The organism is Streptomyces sp. NPDC002680, assembly GCF_042889145.1.
GTDB lineage: Bacteria > Actinomycetota > Actinomycetes > Streptomycetales > Streptomycetaceae > Streptomyces > Streptomyces adonidis.
The window spans coordinates 110956-126519 of record NZ_JBIAQP010000012.1 but is presented as its reverse complement, the minus strand read 5'-3'; the positions used below and the strand labels follow the sequence as shown (position 1 = coordinate 126519).

Sequence of the window (15564 nt, the reverse complement as noted above, 5' to 3'; positions counted from 1 at the left end):
AGCAACCTACACGCAGTGCGCGCCCGTAAATTCGCTGTCCCCCACACCTCCCGGTAGGTCACCGTCAACTCCCATGAACGCCCGAACCCTCTTTCTCTCCCCACGCGTTACCGCGACCGGACACGCACTGGCCGACGCGGCACGTCGACGCGCCATGGGCGTCGAGGTCCTCCGCGAATGGCGAGTGCCGGAGGAGTGGCGGGCAGCCGAGGGCGCGACCCTCTACGCCGGGCCGCTGTTCGCGGACGCGGTGGCCGCCGAGCTGGGGCTCGGGCTGCTGGAGGCGGCGCCGGACTGGCTGGCCCGACTGCCGTACGAACTCACGCACAGGGAGATCGAGTTCAGCACCGTCGCCGAGGCGCGGCAGCTGCGGCGGCCCGCGTTCGTGAAGCCGCCCAACGACAAGAGCTTCCCCGCGCGCGTCTATCCGGACGGGAGCCGGCTGCCGGGTCCCGACGCGGTCGACGACGGCACGCCGGTGCTGGTGAGCGACATCGTGACGTTCGCCGTGGAGTATCGACTGTTCCTGCTCGACGGTGAAGTCCGTACCGGCAGCAGGTACTTGGCGAACGGCGAGCTGGATGTCGTCCCGCTCGACGAGGACCCTCGGCGCACGGACGTACTGGCCTTCGCCGAGCGGCTGGCGGCGCAGCACCTGCCCAGTGCCGTCGTCGTGGACGTCGGTCTGCTGGCGGAGTGCTCGCAGTGGGCCGTCGTCGAGGCCAACGCCGCCTGGGCAAGCGGGCATTACGCCTGCGATCCGGATGCCGTCCTCGACGTCGTCCTGCACGCGGCCCGCCCGGACGGGGAGTTGGGGTCGGCGGACCGTGCCTTCCTGCGGCCTCTCCCCGAAGTAGTACGAGACTGACGCTCGTACAGGACGGCGGCTTGTACGGGCTGCGGTCGGCGTTCGCTTCAGCAGCCGCAGTCCACCGCGTCCACCGGAGCCGTCAACGCATCCGCGTCACGGCGGTCCCGGCCCTCCCGTGTCTCGAACTCGAAGCCCTCGCGTACCCAGTACTCGAAGCCGCCGAGCATCTCCTTGACCTGGTAGCCGAGTTGGGCGAGGGCCAGGGCGGCTCGGGTCGCTCCGTTGCAGGCGGGGCCCCAGCAGTACGTGATCACCGGGGTTGACTTGTCCAGCAGTTGGGCGGCCTGTGCGGGGATCAGGGCCGTCGGGAGGTGGAGCGCGCCCGGGATGTGGCCCTGGTCCCAGGACTCGGTGGAGCGTGAGTCGATGACGACGAAACCGGGGTCGGCGTCGGCCGCCAGAGCGGTGGCCACGTCGGAGACGTCCGCGTGGAAGGCGAGGCTCGCGGCGAAATATGCGGCGGCCTCGGGCGGGGTGGCCGGGGGGATGCGCAGGACGGGGTTGGTGGTGATCGTGGTGGTGCTCATGGTCTGGCCCTCCCTTTGTGGGAAACTCCCGGCTGAGGTTCCTCAGTGGAAATCTACGGCCGGTGAACACGTCACCTGAAGGTGTGATCCACGGCCTTGCTCTTGATCCGCCGGGGATTTCCCTGCTACTCCTCGGTCATGAGCACGTTTTCCCCGGACGCCACCGACTGGCGCATCCTCGATGTCCTCCAGCGTGACGGCCGCGCCAGTTTCGCCGAGCTGGCGCGTGCCGTCGCGATGTCCCCGAGCGCGGTCACCGAGCGGGTGCGGCGGCTGGAGGAGGCCGGTGTCATCCAGGGGTACGCGGCGGTCGTCGACCCGGAGCGGCTCGGTCTGCCGATCGTGGCCTTCGTACGGCTCCGGTACCCGAACGGCAACTACAAGCCGTTCCACGACCTGGTCGCCGTGACGCCCGAGATCCTGGAGGCGCACCACGTGACGGGGGACGACTGCTTCGTCATCAAGGTCATCGCGCGTTCGATGCGGCATCTGGAGGAGGTGTCGGGCAAGATCGGCGCGCTGGGGTCAGTGACGACGAGCGTCGTCTACTCGTCGCCTGTCCCCCGTCGGCCCGTCGGGCAGTGAGAGCCAACATCCTCATCCGCCGCCCTGCTGTCTCACCACCGACCCCGATCTCCCCTTCTCCACCTCCAGTTGGGCGTGGATCCGGCGCCGCAGGTCCGGCACATGGCTGACGATGCCGACGCTTCGGTCCCGCTCGCGCAGTGAGTCGAGGACGTCGAGGACCTCGTCGAGCGTCTGTTCGTCGAGGCTGCCGAAGCCCTCGTCGATGAAGAGGGTGTCGAGACTTACCCCGCCGGCCTCGTCCGTGACGACGTCCGCGAGGCCGAGGGCGAGGGCGAGCGAGGCGAAGAACGTCTCGCCGCCGGACAGGGTCGCCGTGTCCCGCTCGCGGCCGGTCCAGGCGTCGACGACATGCAGCCCGAGGCCGCTGCGGCCCCGCCCTGCCCGGTCGTCGGAGTGGACGAGGGTGTAGCGGCCGGACGACATGCGCAGCAGCCGTGCCGTCGCGGCGGCGGCCACCTGTTCGAGGCGGGCGGCGAGGACGTACGACTCCAGGCGCATCTTGCGTTCGTTGTCCGCCGAGGTGCCCGCGGTGAGGGTGGCGAGGCGGGCCACCCGGTCGTGGGCGGCACGGAGGGGTGCGAGCCGTCGTACCGCCGTGGCCGAGCGGGCGGACAGGCGGTCGAGTTCGCGGCAGCGGCTCGCGGCGGCGTCGCGCGCGGAGGCGGCCTCCCGCAGGCGCCGGGCGGCGGCCGAGGCGGTCCGCTCCGCGCCCGCGAGGTCGGCGGGCGGCTGTTGGGCCGCGGCCACGGTGTCGGGTTCGGCTAGGGCGGCCCGTACGGCGGCCTCCTCGGACTGCCAGGCGTCCAGGCGCCGTTGGAGTTCGCGGTGGGCCGCGTCGTCCAGCAGGGCGTCCGCCGCCGCTCGTGGTGTGTCGAACCCGGCGCGGTAGGCGGCGTCGGCGAGACGTGCGTCGGCGTCCTTGAGGCGCTGGGCGGTGTCCTCGGCGGCGCGGGCCGCCTCGGCCGTGTCGGTGAGCAGCGCGACCTGGCGTTCCAGTTGCCCGGCCCGCACGGCAACGCTCGCGGCGCCGCCCCGGGCCTGCGTCAACTCCTCCTCCAGCGTGGCCCGTTCACTGTCCAGGGTGTCCCGGCGGGCGACCCGGGACGCCGTCCTGAGCGCCGCCTCCTGCCGGGCTGCGCTGCGACGCTCACGCTCCTGCTCGGCCCGGCGCAGCTCCTCGTGCGCGGAGTGCAGCCCGGAGGCACCCCGGCGGGCCTCCTCGTACCGCCGCTCCAACTCCTCGGCCTGCTCGGCGAGTTGTGCGGTGGGCGTGTCCCCAGCCTCGGCGGTGGCGGCTGCCAGTGCCTCGCGTACGAGGCCCAGTCGGCGTTCGTCCTCGGCGCGCCGCTCGTCGGCCCGCTGGTGGGCGGCAAGCGCGCGCTCCTCCGCCTCCCGGTCGACGTGCCCGGCGATCTTCCGTGCGGGCGCCGGGTGTTCGGTGGCACCGCAGACGGCACAGGGTTCGCCGTCGCTCAGCTGGGCGGCCAGTTCGGCGGCGATGCCGTTCAGGCGCTGTTCCTTGAGGTCGAGCCAATGGGCCTTCGCCTCGGTGGCGCGCTCGCGCGAGGCCAGTACGTGGGTCTGCGTCTCGTCCGTGTCCCGGGCGAGCGCGTCACGCTGCCGTGCCGCCCTGAGCCGGTTCTGGGCGGGTTCCCGCTGGACGGCGAGCTGTTCGGCCCTGGTGGCGGCCTCCTGCGCGGACTCGATACGGGTCTGGAGGCCCGCCCGGGTCGCCTCCCATCCGCCGAGCCAGTTCTCGGCGTCGTGCAGGACGTCCTCGTCGGCGCGCTCCTGGCGGTCCAGGCCGGTGCGCTCGGCGATGAGCTGGGCCAGCCGCTGTTCGGCACGGCGGGCGGATTCGAGCCCGCCCAGTTCCTCGGCGGCCCGGCGCGCGGCTGCGGCCAGTCCACCGGCTCCGGCGTCCGCGAAGGTGTCCGGCAGCTGGGCACGCGCGCGTGCCTCACCGTCGGCCGCGCGCCGGTGCTCGGCCTCGGCCGCCTCGCGAAGCTCCAGCGCGGGCGCCACCGCCTCGGCCTTGCGGGCCCGCTCCATCCGCTCCCGGTCCGCCCGGTGCGTGTCCGCCCGCTCCTCCAGCCGCCCGGCCCGCTCCCGCGCCTCGGCGAACCGCCGCTGCAACCGGGCCACTTCGCGTACGTCGGCCAGCGCGCCGTCGGCCGCGACCTGCGCGGACTCGGCGGCGGTACGGGCACAGTGGGCGATGGTCAGCCACTCCCGCGCGGTGGAGCGGGCGACGGCGGCGGCGCCCATGATGGCCTCGGCCAGCCCCGGTTCACCCGGCGCGAGGCCGGGCAGCTCCATGGCGTCACCGGCTGCCTGCTGCATCCGGTGGGCGTCGGCCAGCAACTCCGCGTCCCCGTCGCGCACTTCGGCCTCGGCAGCGCGCCGGCGATCCGCGAGGCGCTTCTCGACCTCGGCGAAGCGATGCGTGTCGAAGAGGCGGCCGAGCAGCTTGCCGCGGGCCTCGGCGTCGGCGCGCAGGAAGCGGGCGAAGTCGCCCTGGGGCAGCAGCACGACCTGGCAGAACTGCTCGCGGCTCATCCCGAGCAGCTGGGTGATCTCCTCGCCGATCTCCTGGTGGGAGCGGCTGAGGTCCTTCCAGGCACCGGCCGAGGCGTCGTACTCGCGCAGCCAGCTCTGCGCCTTGTCGACCGTCGTCCCCGGACGCCCTTGCTTCTTGGGGCGCTCCCAGGGCGGCTGCCGGGTGAGTTCCAACCGCCTTCCGGCGACGGTGAGTTCGAGGGTGACCTCGGTGCGGGTGCCGGCCGCTGCATGGTCGCTGCGCAGCGAGCCGCCCTGGCGGGCGCCGGGCACCGAGCCGTACAGCGCGTAGCAGACGGCGTCCAGGATCGACGTCTTGCCCGCGCCCGTCGGACCGTGCAGCAGGAAGAGCCCGGCGGCGGACAACTCCCCGAAGTCGACCTGCTGAGCGCCCCCGAAGGGCCCGAAGGCCGTGATGTCCAGCCGGTGCAGCCTCACCGGGCGCCCTCCGTGTGCAAGTCGCTGTACGAATCGGTGCGGCGCGGGTCGGCCGGGGCACGGCTGCCGGGGCCTCGGCCCATGCCCTGGCGGGCGCGTTGGCCCGCGCCTAGGTCGATGCCCTGCCACCCGTCGTGGCCCGCGCCTTGGCTGGCGCCCTGCCCCGCGTCACGGCCCATGCCTTGGCCCGCGTGGTGGGCGCCCTGCCGCCCGTCGTAGTCCGCCCCGCCCCTGCGGCCCGAAAGGCCAGGGGCGCAGCCCCTGCCTTTCAGGGGCGCGGGGAACTGCGCGAGAAGCCCCACCGGCCCGCACCCCACGTGATACGCCCCACCACGGTCAGCACCTTGGCCGATGCCCTGACCCGCGTCGGGGCCCATGCCGTTCCGCCCAATCCATGTCCACACAGCCCGCGCCGGCTTCACCGCGCGACCTCCCGTACCGTCTCGTCCACCCGCACCGCGTCGAACGCGTCCCGCAGCACGCCCCGTTCGTGCTCGTCCGCTTCCGCGCCCCGCACATGCAGGACGAAGTCCTCCGCGATCTCCTGGTCGTCGCGGCCCGCCAGGCGCCGCGCATAGGTCACGTCCGGGTCGTCCGGTGAGCGGTCCGGGTCGAAGGCGAGGCTCAGGGTGTGCGGGAACCGTTCCGAGAGGCGGGCCATGGGGTCGGCCGGGCGCACCGGGTCCGTCAGCGTCGCCTCGATCCACGCGTCCTCGTGGCGGGCGAGGTCCGGATCGGCGAGGAGTTCCTCCAGCGCTCCCCGGATCCGGGCGAGCGCGCGCGGCACCGGGCAGTCGACGCGCTCCGCGGTGAGCGAGCCGTCGCCCGCCAGGTCGACCAGCCACATGCTCTTGCGATGGTCGGCCTCGGAGAAGGAGTACGGCAGCGGGGAGCCCGAGTACCGCACGCGCTCGGCGATGGTCTGGCAGCCGTGCAGATGGCCGAGGGCCACATAGTCGACGCCGTCGAAGACGCCGGAGGGCACGGCGGCGACCCCGCCGACAGCGATGTCCCGCTCGCTGTCGCTGGCCTCGCCGCCGGTGACGAAGGCATGGGCGAGGACGACGGAACGGGTGCCCTCCGCGCGCGTGGCGAGGTCGGCGCGGACCCGGTCCATGGCGGCGGCGAGGACGCTCTCGTGGCCGGCCTTCTCCAGCCCGAACTCGTCCTTGACCAGCGCCGGTTCGAGATAGGGGAGGCCGTAGAAGGCCACGTCCCCGGAGGCGTCCTGGAGGACGACCGGTGTCCCGGCGGCCGACGGGTCGGTGCGCAGATGGATGCCGGCGCGGCCGATGAGCCCGGCGCCGACACCGAGGCGGCGGGCCGAGTCGTGGTTGCCGGAGATCATCACCGTCGGCACCCCGAGGTCGGCGAGCCGGTGCAGGGCGTCGTCGAACAGCTCGACCGCGGCCAGCGGCGGTACCGCCCGGTCGTACACATCACCCGACACGACCACCGCGTCGACCTCGCGCTCGCGCGCGACGGTGACGAGATGGCCGATGAACTCGGCCTGCGCCCCGAGCATGTTCACCCGGTGGAAGGCGCGGCCGAGATGCCAGTCGGACGTGTGCAGCAGTCTCATGATCCCCGAAACTAACAGCCGGGTCTGACATCACGGGCGGTAACTCCCGTATCGACCCCATCGGCCCGATGTGCGGCCCCCGAGGACATCGTGTCGCTCACGCGTCCCCGTACGCCTCTCCACCGAGTGCGAACCCCGCCGTTCCCGCCGTCGCATCCGCCAGCCACCCCTTGAACGCCTCCACCTCGGCGTCCGGCAGCCCGATCTCGATCGTGACGGCCTCCCCGTACCGCACGTCGCGCACCTCGCGCCCGGTGGACCGCAGGTCGTTCTGGACCTTGCCCGCGCGCTGGTGGTCGACGGTCACCGTGGCCAGCCGGAACCGGCGGCGGGTGCGGGTGCCGACGACGTCGAGCGCTTCGCCGACCGCTCCCCCGTACGCCCTGATCAGCCCGCCCGCGCCCAGCTTGACCCCGCCGTAGTAGCGGGTGACGACGGCGACGACGTACCGCATGTCGCGGCGCAGCAGCATCTGGAGCATGGGGACGCCGGCCGTGCCGCCCGGTTCACCGTCGTCGCTCGCCCGCTGGACGGAGGCGTCGGCGCCGATGACGTACGCGAAGCAGTTGTGGGTGGCGTCGGCGTGCTCCCTGCGGACGGCGGCGACGAACTCCTGGGCCTCCTGTTCGGTGGCCGCGGGGGCGAGGGCGCACAGGAAGCGGGAGCGGTTGACCTCGGTCTCGTGCACGACCGCGTGGGCCACTGTGCGGTACTCGTCCGGCATCCGGCCACCCTATGCGCACCAGGTGGGGTGGCCGGGGGTCAGTGGTGCTGCTTGCCGCGCGGCACGATCATGTCCGTGAGCAGGGCCGTGCCGGGCGCGAGGTCGTGCCAGCTGTCGCCGTGCCAGACCAGGACGGCGATCGCGGAGGTCGGGAACTTCTTCCGTACGTCGTCCAGAGCCTCGTCGAGCGCGTCCCCGGCCAGTTCCAGCACCAGTTCCTCCAGGCCGGGGTTGTGCCCGACCAGCAGCAACGTCTCGACGGTGGACGGGACTTCACGGACGACGGCCAGCAACTCCGGTACGTCGGCCCCGTACACCCTCGGATCGTGCCGCACCGGCGGCGGGGTGCCCCACTCGGCCGCCGCCAACTCCCAGGTGCGGCGGGCGCGTTCGGCTGTGGAGCACAGGGCGAGGTCGGGCAGGCAGTCGGCCTCGGCGAGCGCGCGTCCGGCGGCGGGGGCGTCGCGCAGACCGCGCGGGCCGAGGGGCCGGTCGTGGTCGTCGACGCCGGGCGGCCAGGCCGACTTGGCGTGCCGCAGGACGACCAGCCGGCGCAGCGGGCCCATGCCCCGGTGGGCGGTCACGACAGGGTCCCGATGTCGCGGGTGAGTTCGAGGCCGAGAACGCGGTCGGCGTAGGCGTACGTCTCGAAACGGGCCCCGTCCCGCAGCCCGTCGAGGGTCTCGACACGGCGCAGGACGTCCAGCACGGCGGGCACGTCCAGGTCGTCCTCCCAGGCGGCGCGCAGATCGCGGCGTACGGCTTCGGGCACCGGCCGGGACGGCTGCCCGGCCCAGACGGCGACCGACCGGCGCCAGTGCGCGAGCGTGCCGCCCGCTTCGGCCAGGGCCTCCGGGGTCAGCCGTACGGGCTCGGAACGGGGGTGGGTGAGCAGGGCCAGGCGGAGGGTGTTGGGGTCGATGTCTCCGAGGCCGCTCGCGGAGCCGGCGAAGTCGACCGGGGCGACGTCGAGGCGGATGCCGTCCGTCGCCCGGTCGTCCCGGCTCGTCACATGGAGCAGTTGGGACTCCGCCAGTTCCGGTCCGACGTCCTGCCGGTCCTCGAAGGGGCGGATGCCGAGTGCCGCGGCGCCCGCCCGGAGTTCGGCCACCTGTTCCTCACCGGCCAGCACGGGCCAGGCGGGGGTGCCGCCGACCTCCAGGGCGCGGATGAGGACGTCGGCGACCAGGAGTACGCGGAGGGCGGTGGCGTCGAAGCGGTGGGCGTGTGCCTCGACTCGGGTCAGGGCCCTGCGGGCCGGGGCGGCGGTGAGAGTCTCGCCGGTTCGGGCGTCGAGGATGCGGAGCACGGTGCCGAGCGTAACGCTCCGCTGGTTCGGCGGTTCGTTTGGGCGCGGGTTGGCTGGGTTGTCGCGTCGTTCCTCGCGGGCCCTTTTTCGGTGGTTCGTTCGGCTGCCCGCCGGTGGGGGCTTGTCGCGCAGTTCCCCGCGCCCCTGGGAGGCGCCCCTTCGGGGCTGCCTCCCAGGGGTGTCTTTTGTCCCGGTGAGTGGGACCAGGGACCGTTGCTCGGGGGCTTTACGCGCAGCTTATTGATTGTACCGACCGTTAGGTCTACTTTACCGGCACCAACCTCCCCACACCTCCAGAGTCAGAGCCGTGCTCTGGATCTCCGCTCACCCTTGGAAGGCCGCCCATGTCCCAGACACAGACCGCTGCCCCAGAGGAACACGAGAGACCACTCTCGACCAGGCGCAATGCCCTCGTCGTCGTCGCGCTCGTGTGGACCGTCCAGCTGGTCGCGCTGATGGCCGCACTGTCCGGAATCGCGCAGGCCGATGTCGCGATCCACTTCCGGACCACCGAAATCGCCTGGTTCACCCTGATGACCCTGCTCACCGGGACGTTCTTCCTGCCCTTCGCGGTCAAGGCCGCAGCGCTCTTCGGCAAGAAGAAGGTTCTGCTCGTCGCCACCGGGCTGGGCTTCGTCGGCGACCTGATCGCCGCCGTCGCCACCGACTACCGCACCCTGCTGATCGGGCGTGGCATCGCGGGCGTCTACGCGGCCACCGCCCCGCTCGCGTACGCGATCACCCGTGACGTGTTCCCCCGCCGCTGGGTCGGACTCGCCAGCGGGATCCTGGCCGGCGGTGTCGGCCTCGTCGCCTTCGGCGGGCCGTTCCTGTCCGGCTGGCTCCTGGACGACTACGGCTTCCGCGGCGTGCTGTGGTTCATGGCCATCAGCACCGCCGTGAGCTTCGTCCTGGTCGCGTCCTTCGTGCCCGAGAGCCCGGTCCGTGCAGCGGGCGGGCGGATGGACTGGCTCGGCGGGATCCTCCTCGGCGGCGGGATCACGGCGCTCGTCTACGCCGTCGGCCAGGGCTCGCACTGGGGCTGGGACAGCGGCAAGTTCGCCGCCTGGGTCGTCGGGGCGCTGATCACCCTGCTCGTCTTCGTCCTCGTCGAGCGCCGTGTCGCCGAACCGCTGTTCCCGCCGGCCATGACCAAGCGGCGCTCGGTGTGGAGCGTCCTGCTGGCCACGTCCATCGCGGCCGGCTCGCTCAGCGCCGTCGGCGTCGTGATCCAGTTGCTGATCCTGATGCCGAACATCCCCAACGTCTCCGAGGGCCTGGGCTGGTCCGGCACCCACAACGCCATCGTCACCAGTCCCATCAGCGCCATGATCATCGTGGCGGCCGTCGGCACCGGTTTCGTCGCCCGTCGGATGGACGCGCGGATCATCCTGGCCGTCGGCTCCGCGCTCAGCGTCATCGGCTACGGCATCGGCACCCAGGCGCACCACAGCGCTCCCCAGATCGTGGGGATGGGTGTCATCGCGGGCTTCGGCACGGGTGTGGTGATGGCCATCGTGCCCATCATGATCATCGAGGTGGTCACGCCCGAGGAACAGGCGCTGGCCAACGGCGCCCAGACCCTCGGTCAGGGCGTCGCACAGATCATCGTGTCCCAGCTGGCCTTCGTCGTGATGGCCCAGCACGGGGCGGTCATGCACGGCACCCAGTTCTACCTCGACACCGGCTTCACCAACGGTCTCTGGCTGGTCGTCGGCTGCTGTGCCGTGGGCACGCTGCTCGTCTCCCTGATCCCCAAGAGCAAGCGCCTCGACGAGGTCCAGGTCGGCCAGGCCGTCGCCTGACCCCTCGGCCCTGACAGCCACATCGGCTTCGGCCCGCACCACACGGCACCGGCCCGCCCGCTTCCCCGAAGCGGCGGGCCGGTCCGGCGTTGGTCAAGGGGGCAGGGGGCGTGGGGGGCAGTGGCAAGGACGAGGCGCGGCCAAGCACCACGCTCCGGCCGCCACCGCCCACCGACCGGCAAGGTGCGTGCGCGAATGCGCATCGCCGGTCCCCGGCGACCCGTACGGCGGCCACAAGCCCGGCGACGTCACAGAGGCCGCACCTTCCGTCCTGTGGCGGACGAGCCGCCCCCGCCCCTCCCCCTCGGCGGCCCGCACCGTGACGCCCCCGTACCGGCAACCTCCGGGAACGACGTGCCCCGCCGCACAGCACTGGGCCCGACCCCCCGACGAGCTGCGACGACGCGTCGCTCATCGGTGGATCGGGCCCTCGGTCAGTGTCTGACCACCCGCGCGCCTACGAGGCCCCGGGCACCGAGAGGTCGCGGAACTGGTGCTTGAGGAAGGAGCCGGACCAGCCCATCAGGTCGGTCGGGACGTAGTAGTCCTTCTCGTCGTTGATGGTGTCCCAGTTCTTCGCGACGTCCTCGACGGTCGCCTGGCCGTCCTCCTGGACGTACCCCTCGGTCGACGCGATGAAGAGGCGCGCGAAGCGGCCCGCGCCGGCCGTGTAGATCTCCCCGTTGACCGGGCAGCTCTCGTGGGCGAGGTACGCCACCATCGGCGCCACCGCGCCCGAGGGCATGAACGGCTGACCGGGCACGGGCTGCGCGTCGTCCGGCTGCTCGCCGCCGCCCATCCGGGTCATCGCCGCCGGGGCGATCAGGTTGACCTTGATGTTGTGCGGCTCGCCGGCCAGCTTCGCGCTGCGGGCCAGACCGATCGTGCCCGCCTTCGCCGCCGCGTACGACAGGTTGTTGTCGAGCCCGAACATGCCGCTGGAGGTGGTCAGTACGACCCTGCCGTACCCCTGCTCCACGAAGTGCGGCCAGGCGGCCCGCAGCGTGTTGAAGGAGCCGACGAGGTGTACGTCGAGATGGCGCTCCAGGTTCTCCGCCTCGATGTCCGGGAGCCCGGCGTAGCGGACGATCCCGGCGTTGTTGACGAGGACGTCGATCCGGCCGAAGGCGGCGATCGCGCTGTCGATGATCGCCTGGCCGCCGGCCGGTGTGGACACGTCGTTGGTGTCGGCCACCGCCTCGCCGCCCGCGGCCTTGATCTCCTCGACGACCGTCTGCGCGGGACCGATGTCCGCGCCGTCGCCCTCGATCGACCCGCCGAGGTCGTTGACGACGACCTTGGCGCCCCGCTCCGCCAGCAGCCGGGCGTAGGCCCGGCCGAGACCGCGGCCCGCGCCCGTGACGACGGCGACGCGTCCTTCGAAGCTGAATTCGCTCATAGGTGACTCCTGTTGTGCTGCGGGTGTGGGACGGTCGCCGTCTGCCGGGTACTGCCAGGACTACCGGGAATTACCGAGTCTCCCGGGTACTACCAGGTGACCGGCAGCTCGCTGATGCCGAAGGCGAGCGCGTCGGCCGGACGGAAGTCCAGCTCGTCACGGTCGACGGCGAGGCGCAGGGTCGGGACACGGCGGTAGAGCGTGCCGTAGACGACCTGCAGTTCGATACGGGCCAGCTGCTGGCCGAGGCACTGGTGGATGCCCCAGCCGAAGGCGACATGGTGGTTCGCCTTGCGGGTGAGGTCGAGCTTCTCGGGCTCGGGGAAGGCCTCCGGGTCCCAGTTCCCGGCGGGCAGCGCGGCGATGATGCCGTCGCCCGCCTTGATCTGCACGCCCTCGAACTCGAAGTCCTCGGCCGCGATCCGACGCTGGCCGAGCTGCGGAACGGTCAGATAGCGAAGGATCTCCTCGACCGCGTTCGCGGCGTCCTTCGTTTCCTCGATCCCGCGCAGGTTCGCCAGCTGCTCGGGGTTGTCCAGCAGCAGGGCGGTACCCAGGGTGATCATGCTGGAGCTGGTCTCGTGACCGGCGATCAGCAGGATCATGGAGAGCATGATGGCCTCGCGAAGATTGAGGTCACCGTCCTTGATCCGCGCGGCGAAGTCCGAGAGGACGTCCTCGGACGGCTCCTCCATCTTCTGCTGGAGCAGCTTGGCCAGGTAGCCGCCCAGCGCCGCGTTGGCCGTCTCCTGCTGCTCGACCGTCTTGTCGCTCCTGGTGGCCCACTGGGCGTGTTCCTGGAAGAAGTCGTGGTCCGAGTACGGCACTCCGAGCAGCGCGCAGATCATCAGCGAGGGCAGCGGCAGCGACAGCGCGGTCACCAGGTCGGCCGGCTTCGGGCCGGCCAGCATCTGGTCGATGAGTTCGTCGGTGAACTGCTGGATCTTCGGCCGCAGCGCCTCCATCCGGGGGCGTGTGAACGGCCGGGTCATCATGCGGCGGATCCGCGTGTGGTCGGCGCCGTCCGCGTTGAAGATCGTGAGCGGGTGGTGGGGCGCCGACTCCGCCATGACGTGGTTGGGATACGGGAACCCGGGCTTCTTGTCGTCCGAGCTGACCCGGGGGTCGGACAGGATCGCCCGCTGCGCGGCGTGGCCTGTGACCAGCCACGGGGTGCTGCCGTCCCAGATGCGGACCCGGGACACCGGAGCCCGCTCGTTCAGGGCGCGCAGTCCGGGAGGCGGGGCGAAGGGGCACTTGGCGTCCCGGTCGTCCTGGTAGAAGTACGCCTGCTCGTCGGGGGCGAGCCGGGTCTCTGTGTCAGCCATGGATTCTCCTCAAGTGATGGTGGGGGGAACGCACGCGGAACCGGACGCTCTCGGCCTCGGTCCCGGCCTCGGTCTGTTTTCTCGGTCTATTCCTCGATGCGGATGGCCAGCGCGGGGCAGACCGCGGCGGCGTTGCGTACGTCCTCGGCCAGCTCGGCGGGCGGGTTCTCGTCCAGAAGGACGACGATGCCGTCCTCGTCACGCTGGTCGAACACGTCCATCGCAGCGTTCACGCACTGCCCGGCGGCAACGCACTTCTCCTCGTCGACGACAACCTTCATGGCAACTCTCCTGAACCTTCAGTAGGTGATTCGGTGGATGGTCGTTCAGTGACTGGGCGCCGGGGCCGCTTCGAGCCCGTCGACGACCTCCTGGCGGGCCAGCCGGGTCTGCTTGGGCATGTTCCAGCCGAGCACCCCGCTCACCCGGCCCCCGACCCGATACCGGGCGACAAACCGCCGCGCCGCCAACTCGCCCTCGACGACATCCACTTCGGCATCGGCCGGCAAAAAGCCGTGGACCTGGAGCTTCGCGTCGAACTGATCCGTCCAGAAATACGGCACCGGCGCATACGGCCGGTCCTCGCCGAGGATCGCCCCCGCGACCGCCATCCCCTGCTCCGTGGCATTCGTCCGGTTCTCCAGCCGCAACAGCCGGCCCAGACCCTCGTGATGCCACCGGGACACATCCCCGACCGCGTACACACCCTCGGCCGCACGGCAGTACGCATCACACACCACACCGTTGTCGAGCGTCAGCCCGCTGTCCGCCAGCCACCCGGTCGCCGGGATCCCCCCGATCGCCACGACCACCACATCCGCCGGCAACACCTCACCCGAGGCCAGCCGCACCCCCGACACCCGGCCACCCTCACCGGCCAGCCCGACCACACCCTCACCCAACCGCAACGTGACCCCGCGCTCGGCATGCAGCCCCGCCAGCACCCCCGACACCACCGGACCCACCTGCAACGCCATCGGCCCCGCCAACGGACCCGCCAACGTCACCTCAAGACCCAGCACCCGCGCCGTCGCCGCGATCTCCGACCCCAGCACACCCTCACCCACGACCACCAACCGCCGGCCCGGCACCAGATCACCCCGCAACACCAACGCGTCATCGAGGGACCGCAGCACATGCACACCGGCCAGATCGTCCTGACCCGCAAGCTTCCGCGCCCGCACACCCGTCGCGATCACGACCGCGTCCGCGCCCACCTGCCGCCCGGACTCCGTACGGACCGTCCGCGCCACCGGATCGAGACCGACCGCCGGGTCCCCGTACAGGAACTCGGCATCCAGCGACGCCAGCTGCTCCTGACTGCGCAGCTCGGCCCGCTCCGGCTCCCAGGCACCCGACAACACCTGCTTGGACAACGGCGGACGATCGTACGGAACATGCGGCTCATCACCCAGCACCGTGACCCCACCCGCAAAACCCTTACGCCGCAACGCCTCCACCGTGGACAACCCGGACGCCGAGGCGCCCACCACCAGGACGCGGGCCGTCATGCGGTCACCCCGAAGGTGCCGTTGCTGACGTCGTCGTCGATGCTCATGCGTGCTCCATTTGCAGCCGGGGCCCGATGCCTCGCTGAAAATTATACCTGCCGGTCGGTACACAAAACACTGGAACAGGAGATCCGGTGGTGGGACCTGGGCGGCAACCGCTCAGGCCAGGTAGCGGCCGCCGTTCGCACTGAGCGTCTGGCCGGTCACATAGCTCGCCTCTTCGGAGGCCAGATAGGCCACCGCGTAGGCGATGTCCTCCGGGGTGCCGGCGCGCTTCATCGGCATCATGGCGGCGACCGCGTCGACGTCGACCGGGCCCTGTCGGACCAGCGGGGTGTCGATGAACCCGGGCGGTACGTGGTTGACCGTGATCCCCTTCTCGATGTACTCGACGGCCAGCGCCCTGGTGAGGCCGATGACACCGCCCTTGGAGGCCGCGTAGTGCGCCATGGAGGGCGCGCCGGTCTGTGCGGACGAGGAGGAGATGTTGATGATCCGGCCCCAGCCCGCCTCGACCATGTCCGGCACGAGTTCCTTGGTGACCAGGAACGGGCCCTTCAGGTTGATCCCGATCATGCGGTCCCAGGCCGCCTCGCTGATGCTCGTGAAGGGCTCGTACGCGGTCGTCCCGGCGTTGTTGACCAGGATCGCGACCGGACCGAGTTCCGCACGGGTGCGGGCGGCCGAGGCCGCGACCACCTCGGCGTCGGCCGCGTCGCCGCCGACCGCGATCGCCGTACCGCCCTCCTTGACGATCAGGGCGACCGTTTCCTCGGCGCCCTCGGCGTTCAGATCCCAGACGGCGACCGCGGCCCCCTTGGCCGCGAGCACGGTCGCGATACCGCGGCCGATCCCCCGGGCGCCGCCGGTGACGACCGCGACCTTTCCCTGCAGTGACATGGGTACTCCTCGTGTGATGTGGG

General features: G+C 71.7%; 15 protein-coding genes. 3 read left to right on the top strand and 12 right to left on the bottom strand.

Annotated features, from left to right (window positions below):
• Positions 1 to 73 precede the first annotated feature (73 nt).
• Positions 74 to 868, top strand: a complete 795-nt coding sequence (locus ACFYXF_RS29885) for an ATP-grasp domain-containing protein (RefSeq protein ID WP_389354159.1) — start codon at positions 74 to 76, stop codon at positions 866 to 868.
• Between the two features lie 47 nt (positions 869 to 915).
• Here ACFYXF_RS29885 and ACFYXF_RS29880 read toward each other — a convergent pair whose 3' ends face one another.
• Positions 916 to 1398 carry a rhodanese-like domain-containing protein gene (locus tag ACFYXF_RS29880; RefSeq protein ID WP_389354157.1) on the bottom strand — a complete coding sequence of 161 codons (483 nt, stop codon included), beginning with the start codon at positions 1396 to 1398 and terminating at the stop codon, positions 916 to 918.
• A gap of 138 nt (positions 1399 to 1536) precedes the next feature.
• On the opposite strand from ACFYXF_RS29880, the gene ACFYXF_RS29875 reads away from it, so the two are divergent.
• The gene (locus ACFYXF_RS29875; protein ID WP_389354155.1) at positions 1537 to 1983 is read left to right on the top strand and encodes an Lrp/AsnC family transcriptional regulator; all 447 of its coding nucleotides are present in this window, start codon (positions 1537 to 1539) and stop codon (positions 1981 to 1983) included.
• Positions 1984 to 1995: 12 nt separating this feature from the next.
• Here the strand turns inward: ACFYXF_RS29875 and ACFYXF_RS29870 are convergent, their stop codons facing one another.
• From ACFYXF_RS29870 to ACFYXF_RS29845, 6 genes are all read right to left on the bottom strand, one after another.
• Positions 1996 to 4983: an AAA family ATPase gene (locus tag ACFYXF_RS29870; protein ID WP_389354153.1), complete on the bottom strand. Its 2988-nt coding sequence runs from the start codon at positions 4981 to 4983 to the stop codon at positions 1996 to 1998.
• A complete protein-coding gene (locus ACFYXF_RS29865) occupies positions 4980 to 5285 on the bottom strand; it encodes a hypothetical protein (protein ID WP_389354151.1) in 306 nt (101 codons plus the stop codon). The genes ACFYXF_RS29870 and ACFYXF_RS29865 overlap by 4 nt, the downstream gene beginning before the upstream one ends.
• Positions 5286 to 5401: 116 nt before the next feature.
• On the bottom strand, positions 5402 to 6565 hold the full coding sequence (locus ACFYXF_RS29860; RefSeq protein ID WP_389354149.1) for an exonuclease SbcCD subunit D: 1164 nt from the start codon (positions 6563 to 6565) through the stop codon (positions 5402 to 5404).
• Positions 6566 to 6662: 97 nt separating this feature from the next.
• Positions 6663 to 7289 (bottom strand): YigZ family protein, encoded by a 627-nt coding sequence (locus tag ACFYXF_RS29855; protein ID WP_389354147.1) that lies wholly within the window; start codon positions 7287 to 7289, stop codon positions 6663 to 6665.
• 38 nt (positions 7290 to 7327) lie between these two features.
• Complete coding sequence (locus tag ACFYXF_RS29850) at positions 7328 to 7855, bottom strand: SixA phosphatase family protein (RefSeq protein ID WP_389354557.1); 528 nt, start codon at positions 7853 to 7855, stop codon at positions 7328 to 7330.
• Between the two features lie 14 nt (positions 7856 to 7869).
• Positions 7870 to 8598 carry a hypothetical protein gene (locus ACFYXF_RS29845; protein WP_389354146.1) on the bottom strand — a complete coding sequence of 243 codons (729 nt, stop codon included), beginning with the start codon at positions 8596 to 8598 and terminating at the stop codon, positions 7870 to 7872.
• A 344-nt stretch (positions 8599 to 8942) separates the two neighbouring features.
• Here ACFYXF_RS29845 and ACFYXF_RS29840 point away from each other — a divergent pair, with 344 nt between their 5' ends.
• The gene (locus ACFYXF_RS29840; protein WP_389354144.1) at positions 8943 to 10403 is read left to right on the top strand and encodes an MFS transporter; all 1461 of its coding nucleotides are present in this window, start codon (positions 8943 to 8945) and stop codon (positions 10401 to 10403) included.
• A 457-nt stretch (positions 10404 to 10860) separates the two neighbouring features.
• Here ACFYXF_RS29840 and ACFYXF_RS29835 read toward each other — a convergent pair whose 3' ends face one another.
• From ACFYXF_RS29835 to ACFYXF_RS29815, 5 genes are all read right to left on the bottom strand, one after another.
• The gene (locus tag ACFYXF_RS29835; RefSeq protein ID WP_389354142.1) at positions 10861 to 11802 is read right to left on the bottom strand and encodes an SDR family NAD(P)-dependent oxidoreductase; all 942 of its coding nucleotides are present in this window, start codon (positions 11800 to 11802) and stop codon (positions 10861 to 10863) included.
• Between the two features lie 89 nt (positions 11803 to 11891).
• The gene (locus ACFYXF_RS29830) at positions 11892 to 13130 is read right to left on the bottom strand and encodes a cytochrome P450 (protein WP_389354140.1); all 1239 of its coding nucleotides are present in this window, start codon (positions 13128 to 13130) and stop codon (positions 11892 to 11894) included.
• Positions 13131 to 13216: 86 nt separating this feature from the next.
• Complete coding sequence (locus ACFYXF_RS29825) at positions 13217 to 13411, bottom strand: ferredoxin (RefSeq protein WP_389354138.1); 195 nt, start codon at positions 13409 to 13411, stop codon at positions 13217 to 13219.
• A gap of 45 nt (positions 13412 to 13456) precedes the next feature.
• Complete coding sequence (locus ACFYXF_RS29820; RefSeq protein WP_389354136.1) at positions 13457 to 14641, bottom strand: NAD(P)/FAD-dependent oxidoreductase; 1185 nt, start codon at positions 14639 to 14641, stop codon at positions 13457 to 13459.
• Between the two features lie 159 nt (positions 14642 to 14800).
• The gene (locus ACFYXF_RS29815) at positions 14801 to 15541 is read right to left on the bottom strand and encodes an SDR family NAD(P)-dependent oxidoreductase (protein ID WP_389354134.1); all 741 of its coding nucleotides are present in this window, start codon (positions 15539 to 15541) and stop codon (positions 14801 to 14803) included.
• Between the last annotated feature and the right edge of the window lie 23 nt (positions 15542 to 15564).

Bases quoted from the DNA above. Each gene is read 5' to 3' on its own strand.
- ACFYXF_RS29885 (WP_389354159.1), top strand. From the start codon at position 74: ATGAACGCCCGAACCCTCTTTCTCTCCCCACGCGTTACCGCGACCGGA.
- ACFYXF_RS29880 (WP_389354157.1), bottom strand. From the start codon at position 1,398: ATGAGCACCACCACGATCACCACCAACCCCGTCCTGCGCATCCCCCCG.
- ACFYXF_RS29875 (WP_389354155.1), top strand. From the start codon at position 1,537: ATGAGCACGTTTTCCCCGGACGCCACCGACTGGCGCATCCTCGATGTC.
- ACFYXF_RS29860 (WP_389354149.1), bottom strand. From the start codon at position 6,565: ATGAGACTGCTGCACACGTCCGACTGGCATCTCGGCCGCGCCTTCCAC.
- ACFYXF_RS29855 (WP_389354147.1), bottom strand. From the start codon at position 7,289: ATGCCGGACGAGTACCGCACAGTGGCCCACGCGGTCGTGCACGAGACC.
- ACFYXF_RS29850 (WP_389354557.1), bottom strand. From the start codon at position 7,855: ATGGGCCCGCTGCGCCGGCTGGTCGTCCTGCGGCACGCCAAGTCGGCC.
- ACFYXF_RS29840 (WP_389354144.1), top strand. From the start codon at position 8,943: ATGTCCCAGACACAGACCGCTGCCCCAGAGGAACACGAGAGACCACTC.
- ACFYXF_RS29835 (WP_389354142.1), bottom strand. From the start codon at position 11,802: ATGAGCGAATTCAGCTTCGAAGGACGCGTCGCCGTCGTCACGGGCGCG.
- ACFYXF_RS29830 (WP_389354140.1), bottom strand. From the start codon at position 13,130: ATGGCTGACACAGAGACCCGGCTCGCCCCCGACGAGCAGGCGTACTTC.
- ACFYXF_RS29825 (WP_389354138.1), bottom strand. From the start codon at position 13,411: ATGAAGGTTGTCGTCGACGAGGAGAAGTGCGTTGCCGCCGGGCAGTGC.
- ACFYXF_RS29820 (WP_389354136.1), bottom strand. From the start codon at position 14,641: ATGACGGCCCGCGTCCTGGTGGTGGGCGCCTCGGCGTCCGGGTTGTCC.
- ACFYXF_RS29815 (WP_389354134.1), bottom strand. From the start codon at position 15,541: ATGTCACTGCAGGGAAAGGTCGCGGTCGTCACCGGCGGCGCCCGGGGG.